Here is a 15,944-nt window from a genome sequence, read left to right on the forward strand (position 1 = left end):
TACTAATTAACTGAATACTATTTATTTAAATTCTTTCTGATAATTTCTGTCAGTCCTTTAACTTTCTCTTCGGAGGTTAACTCGTAACGGTATTCATCTTCGATACTGCCCATTTTGGCTTCAGTATTTCTATACTCCATTTTACTGGCCACAAACCCCTTTGCTGAAGCATGAAATTCTTTAGCACCTGTTTTGGTAATCAGTTCCTGTATGTTGCCCTCATTTATGCCCGCGCCTGGCATAATTGCAATGCGGCCATTAGCTTGTTTAACGAGCTGCGCCAGTTTTTCGATACCTAGTGGGGCGTTTGGTGCACCACCTGAGGTTAAAACCCGTTGAACTTTGAGCTCAACGAGGTCTTCTAAGGCCTGAACCATGTTATTACTCATATCAAAAGCCCGGTGAAAAGCCACGCCCATAGGCTGTGCAAGTGCAATCAGTTCGGCACATCTGGCTTTATCAATGCTACCATCAGCATGAAGTATACCAATAACTACCCCTTCACATTTTAAAGATTTACAGGCAATTATATCTTCCTTCATCAACTCAAACTCTATATCTGAGTATAAGAAATCGCCACCCCTTGGACGGATGATCGGCCAAATGGCAATAGTGAGATTTTTTTTAGCAAGCGCTATTTGTCCGTAGCTTGGGGTAGTACCGCCTTCGGCCAGATTATCGCAAAATTCAACCCTGATGGCACCACCTTTTTGTGCTGCCAGGGCAGAGGTATAAGAATTGGCACATACTTCTAATCCACCAACTATTTCTTTATTATGCATGTTGTGCTTTGTTTAATGTTATGCTTTGGGTCCTTTTGGGCCAAGTACTACCCAACCTTTAGGCGATTTATAGGTATTTAATAGTTGAACGGATTTACCACCGTCGGGATGCCAGCACACTTCGGTAATTACCCAGTGCGTTTCATCGATCTTTTTACGTTCGGGGAAAGCATTCTGGATAGCTGAAAAATCAGGAAAACCGTTTTCTTCTATATTTTTGATGAAAGACAGTTTTAATAATTCGGCAGTTTCTGCGATTAATGCTTTGTTGATATCCATATCCATGCCTGAAAGCATTGTGGTGGCTTCTTCAAGAAAATCTTTACAATCCATTGCTGCATTGATATCCTTGTAGTTATAAGCTTTTTCTAAGGATAGAATTGCACCTTCGGGTGTTTCCAGGTTTGTTTTGAAATGATCAACCCCCTCATCGATATATAAATTAATTTGCTGATCGAATGCCATTTTATCTTTATCCGGAATGTTATCGCGGATAGCCCTGATGGTGTAACCGCCAATTAAACGACCGTCTTCGATAATCATCCAATCAGATATCAGCTCGCGTTTAATTCCGATTTTTTGGTTCAGTTTTATGTTATGAACATTAACAGGAGCATTTCCGACAGTACCAAATAAATTCCCTTCATCATCAAAATGAGGATCGGTTAACCAGATATGTTCTCCGTTATCTCCATCAATAATCATCACTTTCACTGAAAAGTAATTCTGATGTGGCAATGGGTTTTTCAGGCTGGCTTCAAAATACCAAAGGGTGAGCACTGCTTTTTCAATGGCCCAATCCATTTTTTCATTATCCTCGGGAATAATAACCATATCTGGCTCGCCTTTACGTTCGGCAACGTTCTTTTTACCGAAAATCTTTGCTAATAGTCCCATTGGAGTTTTATTTAGATGTGAGCTATGAATATGGCAATTAGTAGTAGCTTTTGCCTTTAATTAAAAGATCTTGCTTTTCGGCATTACAAACCGCATAGCTGAAACCCTGCTGAATGGCATAAGCACCATATTCGCCTTTTTTGTTAATGGCTAAGAAACCAACCTGGATATTTTTAGCAGTCTCAGGTTTCTTTTTAATGATACGCATTACGGCTTCTTTACAAGCTGCTTCGGGGCTATAACCTTGTCGCATGAGTTCTACCACCAAAAACGAGCCTACATTTCTCACTACTTCTTCGCCAACGCCGGTAGAGGTTGCGCCACCGATTTCATTATCTACATATAAACCAGCACCAATAATAGGGCTATCGCCAATGCGGCCATGAAGTTTATAAGCCATGCCACTGGTAGTACAGGCGCCAGAAATATTGCCTTTGGCATCGATAGCCAGCATACCAATGGTATCGTGGTTATATTGGTTTCCGGGTAATTTTTGAGGGGCAGCTTTTTGGTAAAGCTTATTTTCAATATTCATTACCGGCGCATACTTGGCTGTTTTTAACCATTCCTTCCATGCTTTTTCGCTTGCAGGGGTAAGCAGGTTTTCTTTTTTAAAGCCTTGTTCTAATGCAAACTGAAGTGCTCCATCGCCCGCCAACATTACGTGAGGCGTTTTTTCCATTACTTTACGGGCTACCGAAATGGGATGTTTAATGTACTCGAGTGCTAAAACTGCACCGCAATTGCCTTGCTCATCCATAATACAGGCATCGAGCGTTACACGACCATCACGATCGGGTAAACCACCATAACCCACCGACTGATTTTTTTCGTCAGCCTCAGGCACCCAAACACCTTGCTCAACAGCATCAAGCGCCCGGCCGCCTGTAGAAAGTACTTTCCAGGCATCGGCATTGGCCGCAATCCCAAAATCCCAGGTCGAAATTACAATAGGGAAATTAGCTGCTTTTTGGCTTCTCTCTGGAACTACAGCTGCTATGCTGCTTTTGTCAATAGCCAGTAACCCGGCAGAAAGGGCAGAGGCTTTTATAAATTTACGGCGGTTAAACATGTATGTTGGATGGTTTGTTGTTTTATTTGGTTAAGTGTATAAATCGGTTAACTGGTTAATCGGTAGTTACACTTTGTAAATTGTAATTTGATTATTGGTTATTCTCTAACTTTTGGTTAATTGTATAAATCGTTTAACTGGTTAACTGGAGGTTGTAGTTTGAAAATTGCAATTTGATCATTGGTTATTCGCTTGGCCTTTGGTTAATTGTAAACCTATCTGCATCTTTAAGAAAAGGAAACTGTCGCCTTATTTTAACCAATTCTTCGTAATTGATACTAAAGGTATAGAGATCTTCGTCTTCTGGTTTGTAATAAACGGTATTGCCATAAGGATCTAAACACATTGATAAGCCACTGTGGTAAATCTGGTTACCATCATGCCCCACGCGGTTTACAGCAATAACATAACTTTGGTTTTCTATAGCACGTGCCGGAATTAAGGCTTTCCAGTGCGCCGAACGTTTATCAGGCCAGTTAGCTACCAGCAGTAAAATATCGTATTCCTGATCTACATTACGCAACCATACCGGGAAACGGAGGTCGTAGCAAATGGCTAATCTGATTTTCCAGCCTTTCAGTTCAACCACCAGTTTTTGCTTACCGGGGCTAAAATGTTCGTCTTCATCGCCCATGCCAAACAAATGGCGCTTATCGTAATGCTGGTGCTTTCCATCTGGTTCCATCCAGATTAAGCGGTTGTAATATTGGTTATTTTCTTTTATAATGATGCTGCCGGTAACCACACAATTATATAAATCGGCCATTTTGTGCATCCACTGCATGGTTTTACCACCCATTTCTTCGGCTAAGGCTTCGGAGTTCATGCTAAAACCGGTGTTAAACATTTCGGGCAGGATAATTAAATCTGTTTTTTCCCGTACACCCATCGAGAGGCGAAGAGCAAGGTTTAAGAGGTTCTTATCGATGTTTTCCCAAAAAAGATAAGCCTGAAAAACAGTTACTTTCAGGTTTTCTATTTGAGTGTAAACAGGTGCTTCCATTTCTATATGAGTTTGGTGCCGTTAAATATTCTTTAATTTCTCTGCAGCTAAAGCCAGTGTTTCGTGCTCTTTGGCAAAACAGAACCTGATAATCTTGTGGTCGGTACCTTTCTGGTAAAATGCAGAAACAGGTATTGTGGCCACACCAAATTCTTTAATCAGCCGCATACTAAAATCGGTATCTTTTTCATCGCTGATGTTCCGGTAGCTAACGCACTGAAAATACGATCCGTTACAGGGTAGTAGTTCTAACCTGCTTTCGGCCAGCAGACTTCTGAAATAATCACGTTTCTCCTGAAAAAAGGCAGCGATTCCGGTGTAATTGGTAGGTGTTTGCAAATAAGTGGCAATGGCTTGTTGCATGGGACTATTAACGCTGAAAACATTAAATTGGTGTACCTTCCTGAATTCTTTGGTTAGTTTTTCGGGTGCTAGGCAATAGCCGAGCTTCCAGCCTGTAGCATGTAAAAGCTTGCCGAAAGAGGCCACAATGAAGCTCCGCTGCTTTAATTCGGGATATAACATTACACTTTGGTGCTTTTGCTCATCGTAAATTAAATGCTCGTACACTTCATCACTCAAAATCAAAATATCTGTACCAGTAACCAGTTTAATCAGGGCTTTCATGTCATCAGCTGATAAAATGCTGCCTGTTGGGTTTTGTGGCGAATTTAAGATGATCATCCGGGTTCTTGACGTAAAAAGCTTCTTCACCATATCCCAGTCTATGGCATAATCGGGAGGGGCAAGTTCGTAGGTCTTAACCAGTCCGCCAAGCAGTTTAATGGTTGGTGCGTAACTATCGTAGGCTGGTTCAAATATAATTACCTCATCTCCAGCACTGATGATAGCGGCCAGCGCAGTAAAAATAGCCTGAGTACCTCCGGCCGTTACTGTAATTTCGGTATCAGGATTATATTTTACTTTATAAAGGTTTTCTACTTTAGCAGCAATGGTTTCTTTTAAAACGGGCAAACCAGGCATGGGTGCATATTGGTTAAAACCATCCTGCATAGCCTTAGTCACCAGTTCAACCAGATTTGGATCGCATGCATAATCCGGAAAACCCTGCGATAGATTAATGGCATTGTGTTCTGCCGCAAGCTTGCTCATCACCGTAAAAATGGTGGTACTTACGCCAGGAAGTTTAGATTGTATATTCAGCATCTTATAAGCGAAAATAGGAAAAAAAGCTTAAAGCCTATAGCAAAGCCCTTAAAAACGATAGGTCAGGGGCATCAATTAAAGTTTATATCAGATTAAACCCTGAGTTTAATATCGTGTCAATGCAAATGGTGTTGGCTTTGGTGATGATTCAAAAAGCAGTGGGTCAAAACGTATCATTTCCAATATAATTTAAGCTTATTTATAATTATTCCAAATTAAACCATTTCCTTTGTAAGGCAATCTCAAATTAACTTGAATATGAAATTTAAACACCTGGCCACAGCCTTTCTGTTGGTGGTTACAGCTTCTTCTTTTATTACGCCGGTTAAACCCTTGCGTACTTTTGTATCCAATTATGAAAATGTACTGGGAACATCGTTAGAGCTAAAATTTAAAGCGGCCACTCAAGCTGATGCCAACCTAGCAGAAGCACGTGCCCTGAATGAAATTGATCGTTTAGATCATATTTTAAGTGCTTATAAAGCTGATAGTGAATTTAGCAAATGGATGAATAATAGACAGCAAACCGTTAAAATTTCGCCCGAATTATTTGAGGTATTACAGCAGTTCGAACATTATAAAACGGTAACCAATGGCGCCATCGATGCTTCGGCAGAAGTGATTAGCAGGGTATGGAAAAAGGCTGCTGAAGCCAATCGTTTACCCACTGAAGCGGTATTACAGGATGCAGTGAGCCTGGTTAAACAAAAGCACTACAGTCTTGATGCACAAAATAAAACCGTTACGCGCCTGAATCATGCACCACTTGCTTTAAACTCGTTTGCCAAAAGCTATATCATCAATAAGGCTGCAGAAGCCGCTATGCAGGCGCCAGGGATTGAAAATGTGGTGGTTAATATTGGTGGCGATATGGTGATTAAAGGTAGCCAAACCGAAAACATTGAAATTACAAACCCTAAGGCATCTGCCGAAAACGAAGCCGCTTTAACTACGGTAAAAGTAGCCAATATGGCTGTAGCAACCAGTGGTAACTACCACAGGGGTTTTAGCATAGGTGGCAAATGGTATTCGCATATCGTTGATCCACGTAGCGGAAAGCCTGTATCAGAGATTATCAGTGCTACAGTTATCGCAACCAATGCAAGTGAGGCCGGTGCGCTGGCAACAGCCTTTAACGTACTTACCCTAAATGAAATTGCGCAACTAACTTCGGGCAACAATGATATCGCCTATTTATTGGTTACTAAAGACGGCAATGAGGTTAAGAGTAAAAACTGGAATAAATACGAGCTTGTAGAAGAGAAAAAGACTGTTACCAGCCCAAAGGCTAACCGTGCCGATAAACTTTGGAATACCAAATTTGAATTGCTGGTTAATCTCGAAATTGCCAGTATCGAATCGGCTGATGGTCGTAGGGTACGCCGTCCTTTTGTAGCGGTTTGGGTAGAAGATGCAGCAAAAAATCCTGTTCGCAACCTGGCCATCTGGTACAATAAACCCCGCTGGTTACCAGACTTAAAATCGTGGACGAGATCAAACGGCGATGAATTTAAAAAAGGTGCCGAAGGCAAATTGAGTTCAACCAGTTCTGCAACTCGCGGCCCGGGTAAGTATAGCTTAGTTTGGGACGGTAAAAATGATAGCGGACAATTGGTAAAAGAAGGCAAATACACCGTTTATATCGAAGTGGCTCGTGAGCACGGTACCTATCAGCTTATTTCGAAAGAAATGAAATTTGCCGGCTCAGCACAAAAATTAGAATTAACCCCCAATCCGGAATTAGCATCAGCATCACTTGAATACAGAAAAATCGGAACCGCAAAAAAGTAGTTTAATTGCCGTACCGGCAGGTTTAGGTAAAATGGCAGTAAAAAAAGAGAGTGGCAAAGGTAAGGGTAAAAAGCGTTTAGCCGGATTATCACGATGGCTGCACATTTACCTTTCGATGGTGAGTTTTACCATCCTTTTATTCTTTGCCGTTTCGGGTTTAACTTTAAACCATGCCGATTGGTTTACCCCAGGCAAGGAAGTGGTTACCAAAGATTCGGGAACAGTTAACCTCAAATGGATTAAGGTAGCCGATACATCAAAAATTAATAAATTGCAATTGGTAGAATTCCTGCGGAATAAACATGAGGTAAAAGGTGCTTTGGGCGATTTTAGGATTGAAGAACAGGAGTTAAGCTTAACTTTTAATGGGCCTGGTTATGTAGCAGATGCTTTTATCGATCGTGAAACAGGTAAATACGAACTTGCTGTTACGCGGATGGGTGTTGTTGCGGTAATAAACGATTTGCATAAAGGCAGGGATTCTGGCAAAGCCTGGTCGTGGATTATTGATATCTCGGCTGTATTGATGACACTGGTTTCTATTTCAGGGATTATTCTGATTTGTTTTATTAAAAAGAAACGTTTGAGTGGTTTTATTATCGCTGCAGCAGGAACGATTGCTTGTTATTTGATTTATAAGTTTTTAGTGCCATAATTGTTTACCACAAAGACAGAAGAAACACAAAGCGGTGTTTATTTATAAAAAATGCTGAAAGAAAATCGTGGTGTCATCAGTCTTAACCGTCATTTCGAACGAAGTCGAGAAATCTAACTAGTTTAGCCCCTTATTGTTAGAAAAAATAAGATCTAATACTAAACGCCTATGTTTTTCCCGCAGATATAAATGATTTTACCGCAGATCATATTGATTTAATTACTAATCTGAGTGCCTTTTCTGCGAAATCAGCGGGAAATAAAGTGCTTAAAAACTTAATGCGCCACTACAGCCGCATCAGCGCTTGCTTCTACTTCACTAACAATAAACCTGCGGCCAATTAACAAACAAAATAGCGCGATAAACGCTGCTGCTGTCATTACCAAAGGCATAGGCACAACCGAATGTTCGCTTAACAAACTTACCATTACCGAAGCCAGCGCACCCAAACCCATTTGTAATGCTCCCATTAAAGCCGATGCACTACCGGCATTTTTAGAAAACGGGGCCAGCGATAATGCTGCTGCGTTGGGGTTAATAAGTCCTAAGCAGGCCAGAAACAAAGCGATAAAACCAATAGTACTGTATAAACTGAGCCAGTTATTTAAGGCAAAAATTAAGAATACAAGACTAAATATACACTGGGCAACTAACGCCCAGGTTACAATCTTTTTACTGCTGAACCATTTTAATATTAAACTATTCACCTGACTCGAACCAATAAATGAAACCGATAGCAGCGCGAATATCCAGCCGTAAGCTGTTTTACTTACTTCGTAAATTTTCATAAACACGGTTGGCGATGACGATACATAGGCAAACAAGCCAGAAAAGGTAATAGCGCTGATTAAGGCATAAGTATAGAACTGAGGTTCTCGTAATACGGTGTAAAAGCTGGTTAATATAGGCTTCGGCTTTAACGAATAATTTGGATCGGGCTTATAGCTTTCAGGCAGCTTGAAAATAGAGGCCAAAAGCATTAAAACTGCCATGAAACCTAAAAATACGAAAACATATTTCCAGCCCAGTGCCGAAATTAAATAACCACCGGCAGTAGGAGCCAGCATAGGCGAAACGGCAATCACCAACATTAACGAAGCAAATACCTTAGGGCTTTCTTCTACTGAAAACAAATCGCGCACCATAGCAACTGAAGCTACAGCAGTGGCACAGCTTCCGATGGCTTGTACAAAGCGTAAAACAATGAGTTGGTTTACATCAGTTACGGCTAAACATAAAAATGAAGAGAGTATATAAAGTCCCAGACCAAAATACAATGGCTTTTTTCGGCCATATTTATCCAACAGCGGTCCATATAAAAGCTGACCAGCCGAAATTCCGATAAAAAAGCTGGATAAGGATAGTGAAACTACAGATTCGGTGCTTTTTAAATCTTTGGCAATATCTACAAAACCAGGCAGATACATATCAATAGAAAAAGGACCAAGGGCAGCAAGTGAACCTAAAATAAGTATTAAATAGAAGTGTTGTTTCTTAGCCATGATCTGTTAGTTTTTCGGAGGCGCAAAGATTGGGAGATTTAATTTGCTAACCTAAATTTGCGGGTCGAGCGATTGTAAAAATTACAGTTGGCGGTTAAAATGAATAAATTAGCCCGGAACTGAACGTAAGGTTCCTGTTAAAAAGCATAATCTGCGCTGTAATTTGATAGATTATATTTAGATTTATTGCCTATGACTTTTAAAACGAAAGAAAGCCGTTTACTACTTGTTCTGGGTAGTTTTTTTGTGGCCAATGCTATATTATCAGAGTTTATTGGTGTTAAATTATTCAGTGTAGAAGAAACCATTGGCATGAAGAAGTTCGACATCAACCTATTAGGTGTGCCACATCTTTCGTTCGTAATGTCGGCAGGGGTACTAACCTGGCCCATTATCTTCATCATGACAGATATTATAAACGAGTATTTCGGGGTAAAACAGGTAAGGTTTTTATCTATTCTCACTTCTATTTTAATAGCCTTTGCTTTTATCGTGGTTTGGGGATCTATGCATTTAAGCGCAGCCGATTTTTGGGTGCATCAAAATATTAATGGGGAAGACCTGAACATGAACAATGCCTTCGCGGGTATTTTTGGGCAAGGCATGTGGATTATTGTCGGCTCAATAACCGCCTTTATTATAGGCCAGATGGTTGATGTGCTCATTTTTCACCGCATTAAGAAAATTACGGGAGAGCGGGCCTTGTGGTTAAGGGCTACGGGTTCAACACTCATTTCTCAGTTTGTAGATAGCTTTGTGGTAATTTTTATTGCATTTTACCTTAATCCACAATACCACTACACCTGGAAAATGGTTTTTGCCATAGGCTTAGTGGGCTATACCTACAAATTTATTGTAGCCATTTTAATGACCCCGATTCTGTATCTGGTACACCGGATTATTGACGGCTATTTAGGCAAAGATTTGGCGCATAAGTTAATGAAGATGGCAGGCAGAGGATAACAATAAAAACTAACCAAATATAAATACTTATGAAATTAAATTATTTAATGGGCCTTGCTGTGCTCTCACTTGCGGCTTGCAATAGTTCGGCAGAAAAACAAAAAGATCAGTCGCTGAATATTGAAGGCACCTGGCAGTTGGTTTCGGCTACTACCTCGCAGCATGGCAAAAGTGAGGTAACGGATTATACCGGTAAACTGAAAATGATCAAAATGTTTAACAATACCCATTTTGCATTTTTAAAACACAGTGTTAACCCTAAAGATACTGCTGATTTTGATGCCGGAGGCGGAACTTTTGTACTGGATAAAGATAATTATACCGAACACCTCGAATATTATAAAAACAAAAACTGGGAAGGAAAGACTTTTAATTTCAAACTCAGCATCAATAAAGATACTTTAACCCAACAAGGCGTAGAAAAGGTAGAAGGAGAAGGGGTGGACCGGGTGATTATTGAAAAGTATGTTAAAGTAAAATAAAACACAAAAGGCCGGACTCGCTCCGGCCTTTATGCTTAACAACAAAACAAATAAAAAAATTAACCTTAAAAATTAAGAAGCTGTTTAAAAATGAATAAATAATTCACAGGTCTATCAGGTGGGTGAGGACACCCACCTCTAGCGAATCCTAATGGGCGGTGGAGACAACGCCCATTAGATATTTCACAGAAATTTAAACAGTTTCTAAGTTTAAAGGGCTGCCAGTTCTTCGGCAAAAACATTTTCACTCAGCAGCTCCTGCTTGTAAATCTGCCGGCCGGTATAGGCCACAAAAACAGATTGATCTAAAAGCAATTCGCGGTTCTTGATCAGGCTTTCCAGCTTAACTGTTCCAACCACATATTTATAACTATCGGCAGCATAACGTTCGCTAATGTTATCAAATTCCAGTAAGGTAATCAGATCTTCATCTGCGTAGCGTAAATACACTTCCAGTAAAATTTCTTCAGTATGTTTTACACCGTTTTCTGAGTGGTACTTTTTATACTCATAACGGTAATCGTAGCGTAATGCGGCAATATCCGACAATACAGCTGCACCGGTTGGATGGCCACCTGCACCTTTACCATAGAAAAACTGTTTATCGGCAAAAGCAGCCTGTACTGCTACAGCATTATACTCGTTTTCTACATTATACAAGAAATCATCCTTAGCTACTAGTTTAGGCAAAACATAAGTTACCACATCTTTGGTATTTACCTTACGGGCTGTTGGTACCAGTTTGATTTTAAAATTTTTCTCGCGTGCATATTTAATATCGTACTGCGAAAGGTTTTGGATACCAATGTTCAGGATGATATCGGGGTTTACAAATAAACCATAAGCATGGGCCGTAGCAATAGCCAGTTTATATTTCGGATCGTAACCTCCCACATCCAAAATAGGATCGGTTTCGGCAAAACCTAAGTCCTGAGCTTCTTTCAATGCCGAATCGTAGCTCTGGTTTTCGTTAAATATTTTCGACAGAATGTAATTGGACGATCCGTTAAAAATGCCACTTAATGCATGGAACAATTCGTTATCGTAATATTCTTCCAAGTTACGGATAATTGGAATACTACCACACACTGCACCTTCATACAATAGGGAAGTACCGTGTTCTGCCTGTAAATCTACCAGCTCTTTTAAGTGGGTAGCAATCATTTTTTTATTGGCCGAAACTACATTTTTGCCATTTTTTAAGGCGGTAGTTACAATTTCGTATGCAGCATCTGCATCGTTAATCAATTCTACAATTGTATTGATTTCGGTATTATTCAGTATTTCGTTACGATCGGTAGTAAACAAATCTTTATTGAGCGTACGTTTCTTCTTTGGATCTTTTATCGCGATTTTAATGATTTCCAGATTCAGGTTCTGGCTCTGGATAATGTCCAGCAAACCTTGTCCTACAACTCCGAAACCAAATAAACCGATTTTTAAATTCTTACTCATTTTTATTTTGTGATTATACAGATAACCGGATTTTAACCGATCCTATTGTTCTTATATTTGTTTTTGTCTTTATTATTTAGCTTTACGCTTAAGTCTTTCTGCTTTTACTCTTTCTATGCAGTATGCTGTAATTTGATTATTTTCTTATCGCGGCTCTCTTTAATAAAAGTTCCGATAATATTGGTTAAAGTATTGGTTTCGATTAAGAACCCGTCATGACCATATTCAGAATGGATGGTGGCAAATTCAGCACCTGTAATGTGATCGGCCAGGTATTTCTGTTCTGAAATCGGGAATAAAAAGTCGTTTTCGATTCCAATTACCAGTGTGTTTGCTTTAACCAGCTTTAAGGCATCAGCTATGCTTTTGCGGTTGCGGCCAACATTGTGGCTATCCATTGCTTTGGTTAAATAATAATAACTGTATGCGTTAAAGCGATTGGTTAATTTCTCTCCCTGATAATTCTGATAAGACGAAGCCCTGAAATTATCAGTTTTATCGTTTACACTTTCTACCTGTGTGCTGCCATAGGCATTGTAAGTACGATAGCTTAAAAGTGCAATGCTTCTGGCTGCTTTCAAACCTTTAATGCCTCCATCAGGCTTATTGGCATAAAAAGTACGGTCGGTAGTAATGGCTAGTCGCTGACTTTCGTTAAAGGCAATTCCCCAGGGCGAATGCACGGCATTAGTAGCCACTAAAATCAGGTTCTCAATTTTATTCGGCTCAATAATGCTCCATTCAACAGCTTGTTGTCCACCTAACGAGCCACCAATTAATAGTTTAATGGTATCGATTTGTAAATGCGCCGCTAAAAGCTGGTGCGCTGATACAAAATCGCGGATGGTAAACTGCGGAAACGACAAGTAATAAGGCAGGCTGTTAACCGGATTGGTACTTAAAGGATTGGTTGTACCATAATTAGAGCCTAAAACATTAGCACAAATAATATAATGATCGTTTGGATTGAATAAAGCGTTTTGCCCAAACAAACCTTCCCACCATTCAAAAACATCGGCATTGGCAGTAAGCGCATGGCAAACCCATATTACGTTATCTTTCTTTGTGTTTAATTTGCCATATGTTTGATAAGCGATTTGCAGGTTACGGATTTTTTTTCCGCTTTCGAGCTTAAATTGTTTGTTATATTGATATGTTGATGCTGTGCTCATGCTAAAATAATGCTGATGGTAATAAAAAAAGGATTAGGCTTGTAAACTGGCTGTACTTACTGATAAGCCAATTGCTGCAAAAGCCTGCTCAAAATCGGCCTTAATGTCGTCGATATGCTCGATACCAACTGATACGCGAAGCGAGTTCGGTTTAACACCTGCAGCCAGTTGTTCGCTATCGCTTAATTGCTGGTGTGTGGTAGCCGATGGCTGGATAATCAGCGTTTTGGCATCGCCCACGTTTGCGAGGTGCGAAATCAGTTTTAAATTATCGATTAATTGGGTTGCTCTTTCTTTGCTGCCGTTTAACTCGAAAGATAAAACTGCTCCAAAGCCATTGCTTAAATATTTCTTTGCCAAATTATTGTATTTACTGCTGGCCAAACCAGGATAAGCCACTTCTTTAACTGCCGGGTGATTTTCTAACCAGGTAGCCAATTCTAAAGCATTATCTACATGGCGTTGTACACGAAGCGATAAAGTTTCGAGACCTTGCAATAACAGGAAAGAGTTGAACGGCGCAATAGCCGGACCTAAATCCCTTAAACCTTCTACACGGGCACGAATAATAAACTGAATATTGCCAAAAGGACCGTCGACACCGAAAACATCGCTAAAAACCAAACCATGGTAGCCTTCTGATGGTTGACTAAATTGTGGAAACTTACCATTTCCCCAGTTATAATTTCCGCCATCAACAATTACACCACCAATGCTGGTTCCATGTCCGCCAATCCATTTGGTAGCCGATTGTACCACTACGTTAGCGCCATGTTCTAATGGTTTAAACAGGTAACCTGCAGCACCGAAAGTATTATCAACAACTAAAGGAAGATCATATTTTTTGGCAATAGCCGCAATTTTTTCAAAATCGGGCACACTAAATGCCGGGTTACCGATAGTCTCTAAATAAATAGCTTTTGTTTTATCGGTAATTTTAGCTTCAAATTCTTCTGGCACATCCGGGTTAGCAAAATCAACATGAATACCCAAACGCTTAAACGCTACTTTAAACTGATTATAAGTACCGCCGTAAACATGAGATGAAGAAACAATGCTGTCGCCAGCCTCCAGGATATTATTTAAGGCAATAAATTGTGCTGCCTGACCAGATGCTACTGCTAATGCTGCTACGCCACCTTCTAAAGCTGCAATGCGTTTTTCGAAAACATCGCTGGTTGGGTTCATGATCCTGGTATAGATATTACCGAACTCTTTTAAAGCAAATAAATTGGCTCCATGCTCAGCATTTTTAAAACCGTATGAAGTGGTTTGATAAATAGGAACAGCCCTTGAGCCTGTAGTTGGATCGATTTCCTGACCTGCGTGTATTTGTAAAGTTTCGAATTTATATGAAGTTGACATAATCTTTAATGCTTAAATTTTTAAATGTTGAATAATCTGTAGGGATCAGATTAACCTAAAGGTTAAAGCTGTGTGGGCGTATCCCGTTTTAGCGGGACCTTCCAGTTTGAAAAACACAAAAAGGGAAGATTTTTAAATTACTGTATGCAACAGCACATACAAGTAATCGCCTGCATATTGCAACACATAAAAGACATAGAAAGATCTTCTACTTTTTTAAGGTTTGAACCAGGTTCGCTTAGCGATTGAAGATTTAATGTTTTCATCAGTTAAAATTTATATCACCAGATAACACCGTGTTAGCCAGTCAGGAATTGGCACCTTCTCTTTCTGAGGGTTGCCAGTGGGTCATGGAGCCAGTCTCTCGCCACTTCTTTATAAATCAACCTCTGAAGATTGACTTTTACTTAGCTTATTGCCAAATAATATTCCAAATGTCTGAATTTAATTTTAATCCACAAAATAAAATTTTGAATTTAAAGCAAGCTACTGTGAATGAGGGTGCTAATTTTAAATAATTAAGGCTCCTTAAATATTTTAATATAAAGTTAATGGTTAAAACTTTAAGTTTGTGTTACCTATCTAAATCTAATCATCATGAAAAATGTAAAATTCTATGGTTTGGCAATACTATTTACTGTTGCCTGCTTAAATAACGTTAATGCCCAGTTTGGTGGCTTAAAAGATAAACTACTAAAAGTGGGTACAGCACAGGGTGCTAAAGCCTTAGGGGTTGATAAATTCCTGAAACAGCCTGCTGCCATTACCACCAGTTTTGAAGATGTGAATCGCGAAGGCGAGATGATGCCCGATTTTAAATCGAAGGAGAAATTTCAGCCTTTATATTTATTACCTAAAAATCCGGAGGGCGGTTATGTGCTTTGCGAAGGTTTTTACGAAATGACCAATAAAAGCTATTGCCTTAAAGCCGGAACCTTTGCCCCTTCAAAAGGCGATGGCTACATGTTTGCTCCGGTTTTAGGACCCAAAGAAGAAATTGTAGTATCGATATTAAAGAGTGCCGAAAAGCACCCCGAAGTAGAACAGCACGATATTCAGGTTTTATTGTGGACCATTATTGCCCGCACAAAATTTGCCGATTACAGCGGCCAGGTTAAACTTACTGCCATTAAGTTACTTACACCTAAGCAACTTACCCAGTTAGAAGGTGGTGCTTTGGGTATTTTACCTTTTGATGTAATGGAGAAAGCTAAAGATCAGTTGCCATCAGGCTTAAAAGCTGTGTTTGAAGCCGAAAACAATATCAGGCAGTTGGTGGCATCAGGCAATTACACCTATGCTGATATGGAGAAATATGCAATTGTAGCAGGTATGGCACCTCCAAGAAGCGATGTGCCCAGCGGCATCTGGACCAAACATCCTGATGGTTATTATGTTCGCTATTTTCCTTCGGGCTATTCAATTACTAAAGTGCAGATTTATGTACCTAAAGAGTTATTGGCCAACGGCAACAAATTGGTTTACGATGCCGCAGGCGATATTGCTTGTCCGGCCAATACGGGTTCACAACGTTTAGCGCAAACCAATGAGCCTTTAGAAGCCAATTATTCGCTTAAATTAACTACGGTTTGTAACCCGAAATAGTTTTTAAGTCCTATAGATAACCCTATAAGGTTT

General features: G+C 39.8%; 14 protein-coding genes and 1 riboswitch. Of the genes, 5 read left to right on the top strand and 9 right to left on the bottom strand.

All coding sequences use genetic code 11. The annotated features are described in order from the left end of the window. Positions 1 to 17: 17 nt before the first annotated feature. From G7074_RS22770 to G7074_RS22790, 5 genes are all read right to left on the bottom strand, one after another. Complete coding sequence (locus tag G7074_RS22770) at positions 18 to 782, bottom strand: copper homeostasis protein CutC (protein ID WP_124560254.1); 765 nt, start codon at positions 780 to 782, stop codon at positions 18 to 20. Between the two features lie 18 nt (positions 783 to 800). Beyond that, positions 801 to 1,679, bottom strand: coding sequence for a YegJ family protein (locus G7074_RS22775; RefSeq protein WP_124560253.1), 879 nt, complete (start codon positions 1,677 to 1,679; stop codon positions 801 to 803). A 37-nt stretch (positions 1,680 to 1,716) separates the two neighbouring features. Further along, positions 1,717 to 2,751 (bottom strand): N(4)-(beta-N-acetylglucosaminyl)-L-asparaginase, encoded by a 1,035-nt coding sequence (locus G7074_RS22780; RefSeq protein WP_124560252.1) that lies wholly within the window; start codon positions 2,749 to 2,751, stop codon positions 1,717 to 1,719. A gap of 184 nt (positions 2,752 to 2,935) precedes the next feature. Then, positions 2,936 to 3,754 carry a nitrilase family protein gene (locus tag G7074_RS22785; protein WP_199748341.1) on the bottom strand — a complete coding sequence of 273 codons (819 nt, stop codon included), beginning with the start codon at positions 3,752 to 3,754 and terminating at the stop codon, positions 2,936 to 2,938. 21 nt (positions 3,755 to 3,775) lie between these two features. Next, positions 3,776 to 4,921, bottom strand: coding sequence for a methionine aminotransferase (locus G7074_RS22790; RefSeq protein WP_124560251.1), 1,146 nt, complete (start codon positions 4,919 to 4,921; stop codon positions 3,776 to 3,778). 258 nt (positions 4,922 to 5,179) lie between these two features. On the opposite strand from G7074_RS22790, the gene G7074_RS22795 reads away from it, so the two are divergent. Together G7074_RS22795 and G7074_RS22800 are read left to right on the top strand one after the other, a co-directional pair. Further along, complete coding sequence (locus tag G7074_RS22795; protein ID WP_124560250.1) at positions 5,180 to 6,712, top strand: DUF2271 domain-containing protein; 1,533 nt, start codon at positions 5,180 to 5,182, stop codon at positions 6,710 to 6,712. Next, positions 6,678 to 7,367, top strand: a complete 690-nt coding sequence (locus tag G7074_RS22800) for a PepSY-associated TM helix domain-containing protein (RefSeq protein WP_199748340.1) — start codon at positions 6,678 to 6,680, stop codon at positions 7,365 to 7,367. The genes G7074_RS22795 and G7074_RS22800 overlap by 35 nt, the downstream gene beginning before the upstream one ends. A 275-nt stretch (positions 7,368 to 7,642) precedes the next feature. On the opposite strand, the gene G7074_RS22805 is transcribed toward G7074_RS22800, so the two are convergent. Then, positions 7,643 to 8,869 (bottom strand): multidrug effflux MFS transporter, encoded by a 1,227-nt coding sequence (locus G7074_RS22805; protein WP_166211527.1) that lies wholly within the window; start codon positions 8,867 to 8,869, stop codon positions 7,643 to 7,645. Between the two features lie 192 nt (positions 8,870 to 9,061). Between G7074_RS22805 and G7074_RS22810 the strand changes: the two genes are divergently transcribed. Continuing rightward, positions 9,062 to 9,832 carry a queuosine precursor transporter gene (locus G7074_RS22810; protein ID WP_124560248.1) on the top strand — a complete coding sequence of 257 codons (771 nt, stop codon included), beginning with the start codon at positions 9,062 to 9,064 and terminating at the stop codon, positions 9,830 to 9,832. 29 nt (positions 9,833 to 9,861) lie between these two features. After that, on the top strand, positions 9,862 to 10,314 hold the full coding sequence (locus G7074_RS22815; RefSeq protein ID WP_124560247.1) for a hypothetical protein: 453 nt from the start codon (positions 9,862 to 9,864) through the stop codon (positions 10,312 to 10,314). 210 nt (positions 10,315 to 10,524) lie between these two features. On the opposite strand, the gene G7074_RS22820 is transcribed toward G7074_RS22815, so the two are convergent. From G7074_RS22820 to G7074_RS22830, 3 genes are all read right to left on the bottom strand, one after another. After that, positions 10,525 to 11,769, bottom strand: a complete 1,245-nt coding sequence (locus G7074_RS22820) for a homoserine dehydrogenase (protein WP_124560246.1) — start codon at positions 11,767 to 11,769, stop codon at positions 10,525 to 10,527. A 113-nt stretch (positions 11,770 to 11,882) separates the two neighbouring features. Beyond that, a complete protein-coding gene (metX, locus tag G7074_RS22825; RefSeq protein WP_166211530.1) occupies positions 11,883 to 12,941 on the bottom strand; it encodes a homoserine O-acetyltransferase in 1,059 nt (352 codons plus the stop codon). 33 nt (positions 12,942 to 12,974) lie between these two features. Next, entirely contained in the window at positions 12,975 to 14,306 is a 1,332-nt protein-coding gene (locus tag G7074_RS22830) for an O-acetylhomoserine aminocarboxypropyltransferase/cysteine synthase family protein (protein WP_166211533.1), read from the bottom strand. Between the two features lie 273 nt (positions 14,307 to 14,579). Next, positions 14,580 to 14,690: riboswitch (SAM riboswitch) on the bottom strand. A gap of 213 nt (positions 14,691 to 14,903) precedes the next feature. Between G7074_RS22830 and G7074_RS22835 the strand changes: the two genes are divergently transcribed. Continuing rightward, positions 14,904 to 15,911, top strand: coding sequence for a hypothetical protein (locus G7074_RS22835; protein ID WP_124560243.1), 1,008 nt, complete (start codon positions 14,904 to 14,906; stop codon positions 15,909 to 15,911). Positions 15,912 to 15,944: the final 33 nt, after the last annotated feature.

It is taken from the genome of Pedobacter sp. HDW13, from assembly GCF_011303555.1.
In the GTDB taxonomy this organism is placed as follows: Bacteria; Bacteroidota; Bacteroidia; order Sphingobacteriales; family Sphingobacteriaceae; genus Pedobacter.

Excerpts from the sequence above, each read along its gene's own strand:
- G7074_RS22790 (WP_124560251.1), bottom strand. The coding sequence starts at position 4,921 with ATGCTGAATATACAATCTAAACTTCCTGGCGTAAGTACCACCATTTTT.
- G7074_RS22810 (WP_124560248.1), top strand. The coding sequence starts at position 9,062 with ATGACTTTTAAAACGAAAGAAAGCCGTTTACTACTTGTTCTGGGTAGT.
- G7074_RS22770 (WP_124560254.1), bottom strand. The coding sequence starts at position 782 with ATGCATAATAAAGAAATAGTTGGTGGATTAGAAGTATGTGCCAATTCT.
- G7074_RS22785 (WP_199748341.1), bottom strand. The coding sequence starts at position 3,754 with ATGGAAGCACCTGTTTACACTCAAATAGAAAACCTGAAAGTAACTGTT.
- G7074_RS22820 (WP_124560246.1), bottom strand. The coding sequence starts at position 11,769 with ATGAGTAAGAATTTAAAAATCGGTTTATTTGGTTTCGGAGTTGTAGGA.
- metX (WP_166211530.1), bottom strand. The coding sequence starts at position 12,941 with ATGAGCACAGCATCAACATATCAATATAACAAACAATTTAAGCTCGAA.
- G7074_RS22830 (WP_166211533.1), bottom strand. The coding sequence starts at position 14,306 with ATGTCAACTTCATATAAATTCGAAACTTTACAAATACACGCAGGTCAG.
- G7074_RS22795 (WP_124560250.1), top strand. The coding sequence starts at position 5,180 with ATGAAATTTAAACACCTGGCCACAGCCTTTCTGTTGGTGGTTACAGCT.
- G7074_RS22805 (WP_166211527.1), bottom strand. The coding sequence starts at position 8,869 with ATGGCTAAGAAACAACACTTCTATTTAATACTTATTTTAGGTTCACTT.
- G7074_RS22780 (WP_124560252.1), bottom strand. The coding sequence starts at position 2,751 with ATGTTTAACCGCCGTAAATTTATAAAAGCCTCTGCCCTTTCTGCCGGG.
- G7074_RS22775 (WP_124560253.1), bottom strand. The coding sequence starts at position 1,679 with ATGGGACTATTAGCAAAGATTTTCGGTAAAAAGAACGTTGCCGAACGT.
- G7074_RS22815 (WP_124560247.1), top strand. The coding sequence starts at position 9,862 with ATGAAATTAAATTATTTAATGGGCCTTGCTGTGCTCTCACTTGCGGCT.
- G7074_RS22835 (WP_124560243.1), top strand. The coding sequence starts at position 14,904 with ATGAAAAATGTAAAATTCTATGGTTTGGCAATACTATTTACTGTTGCC.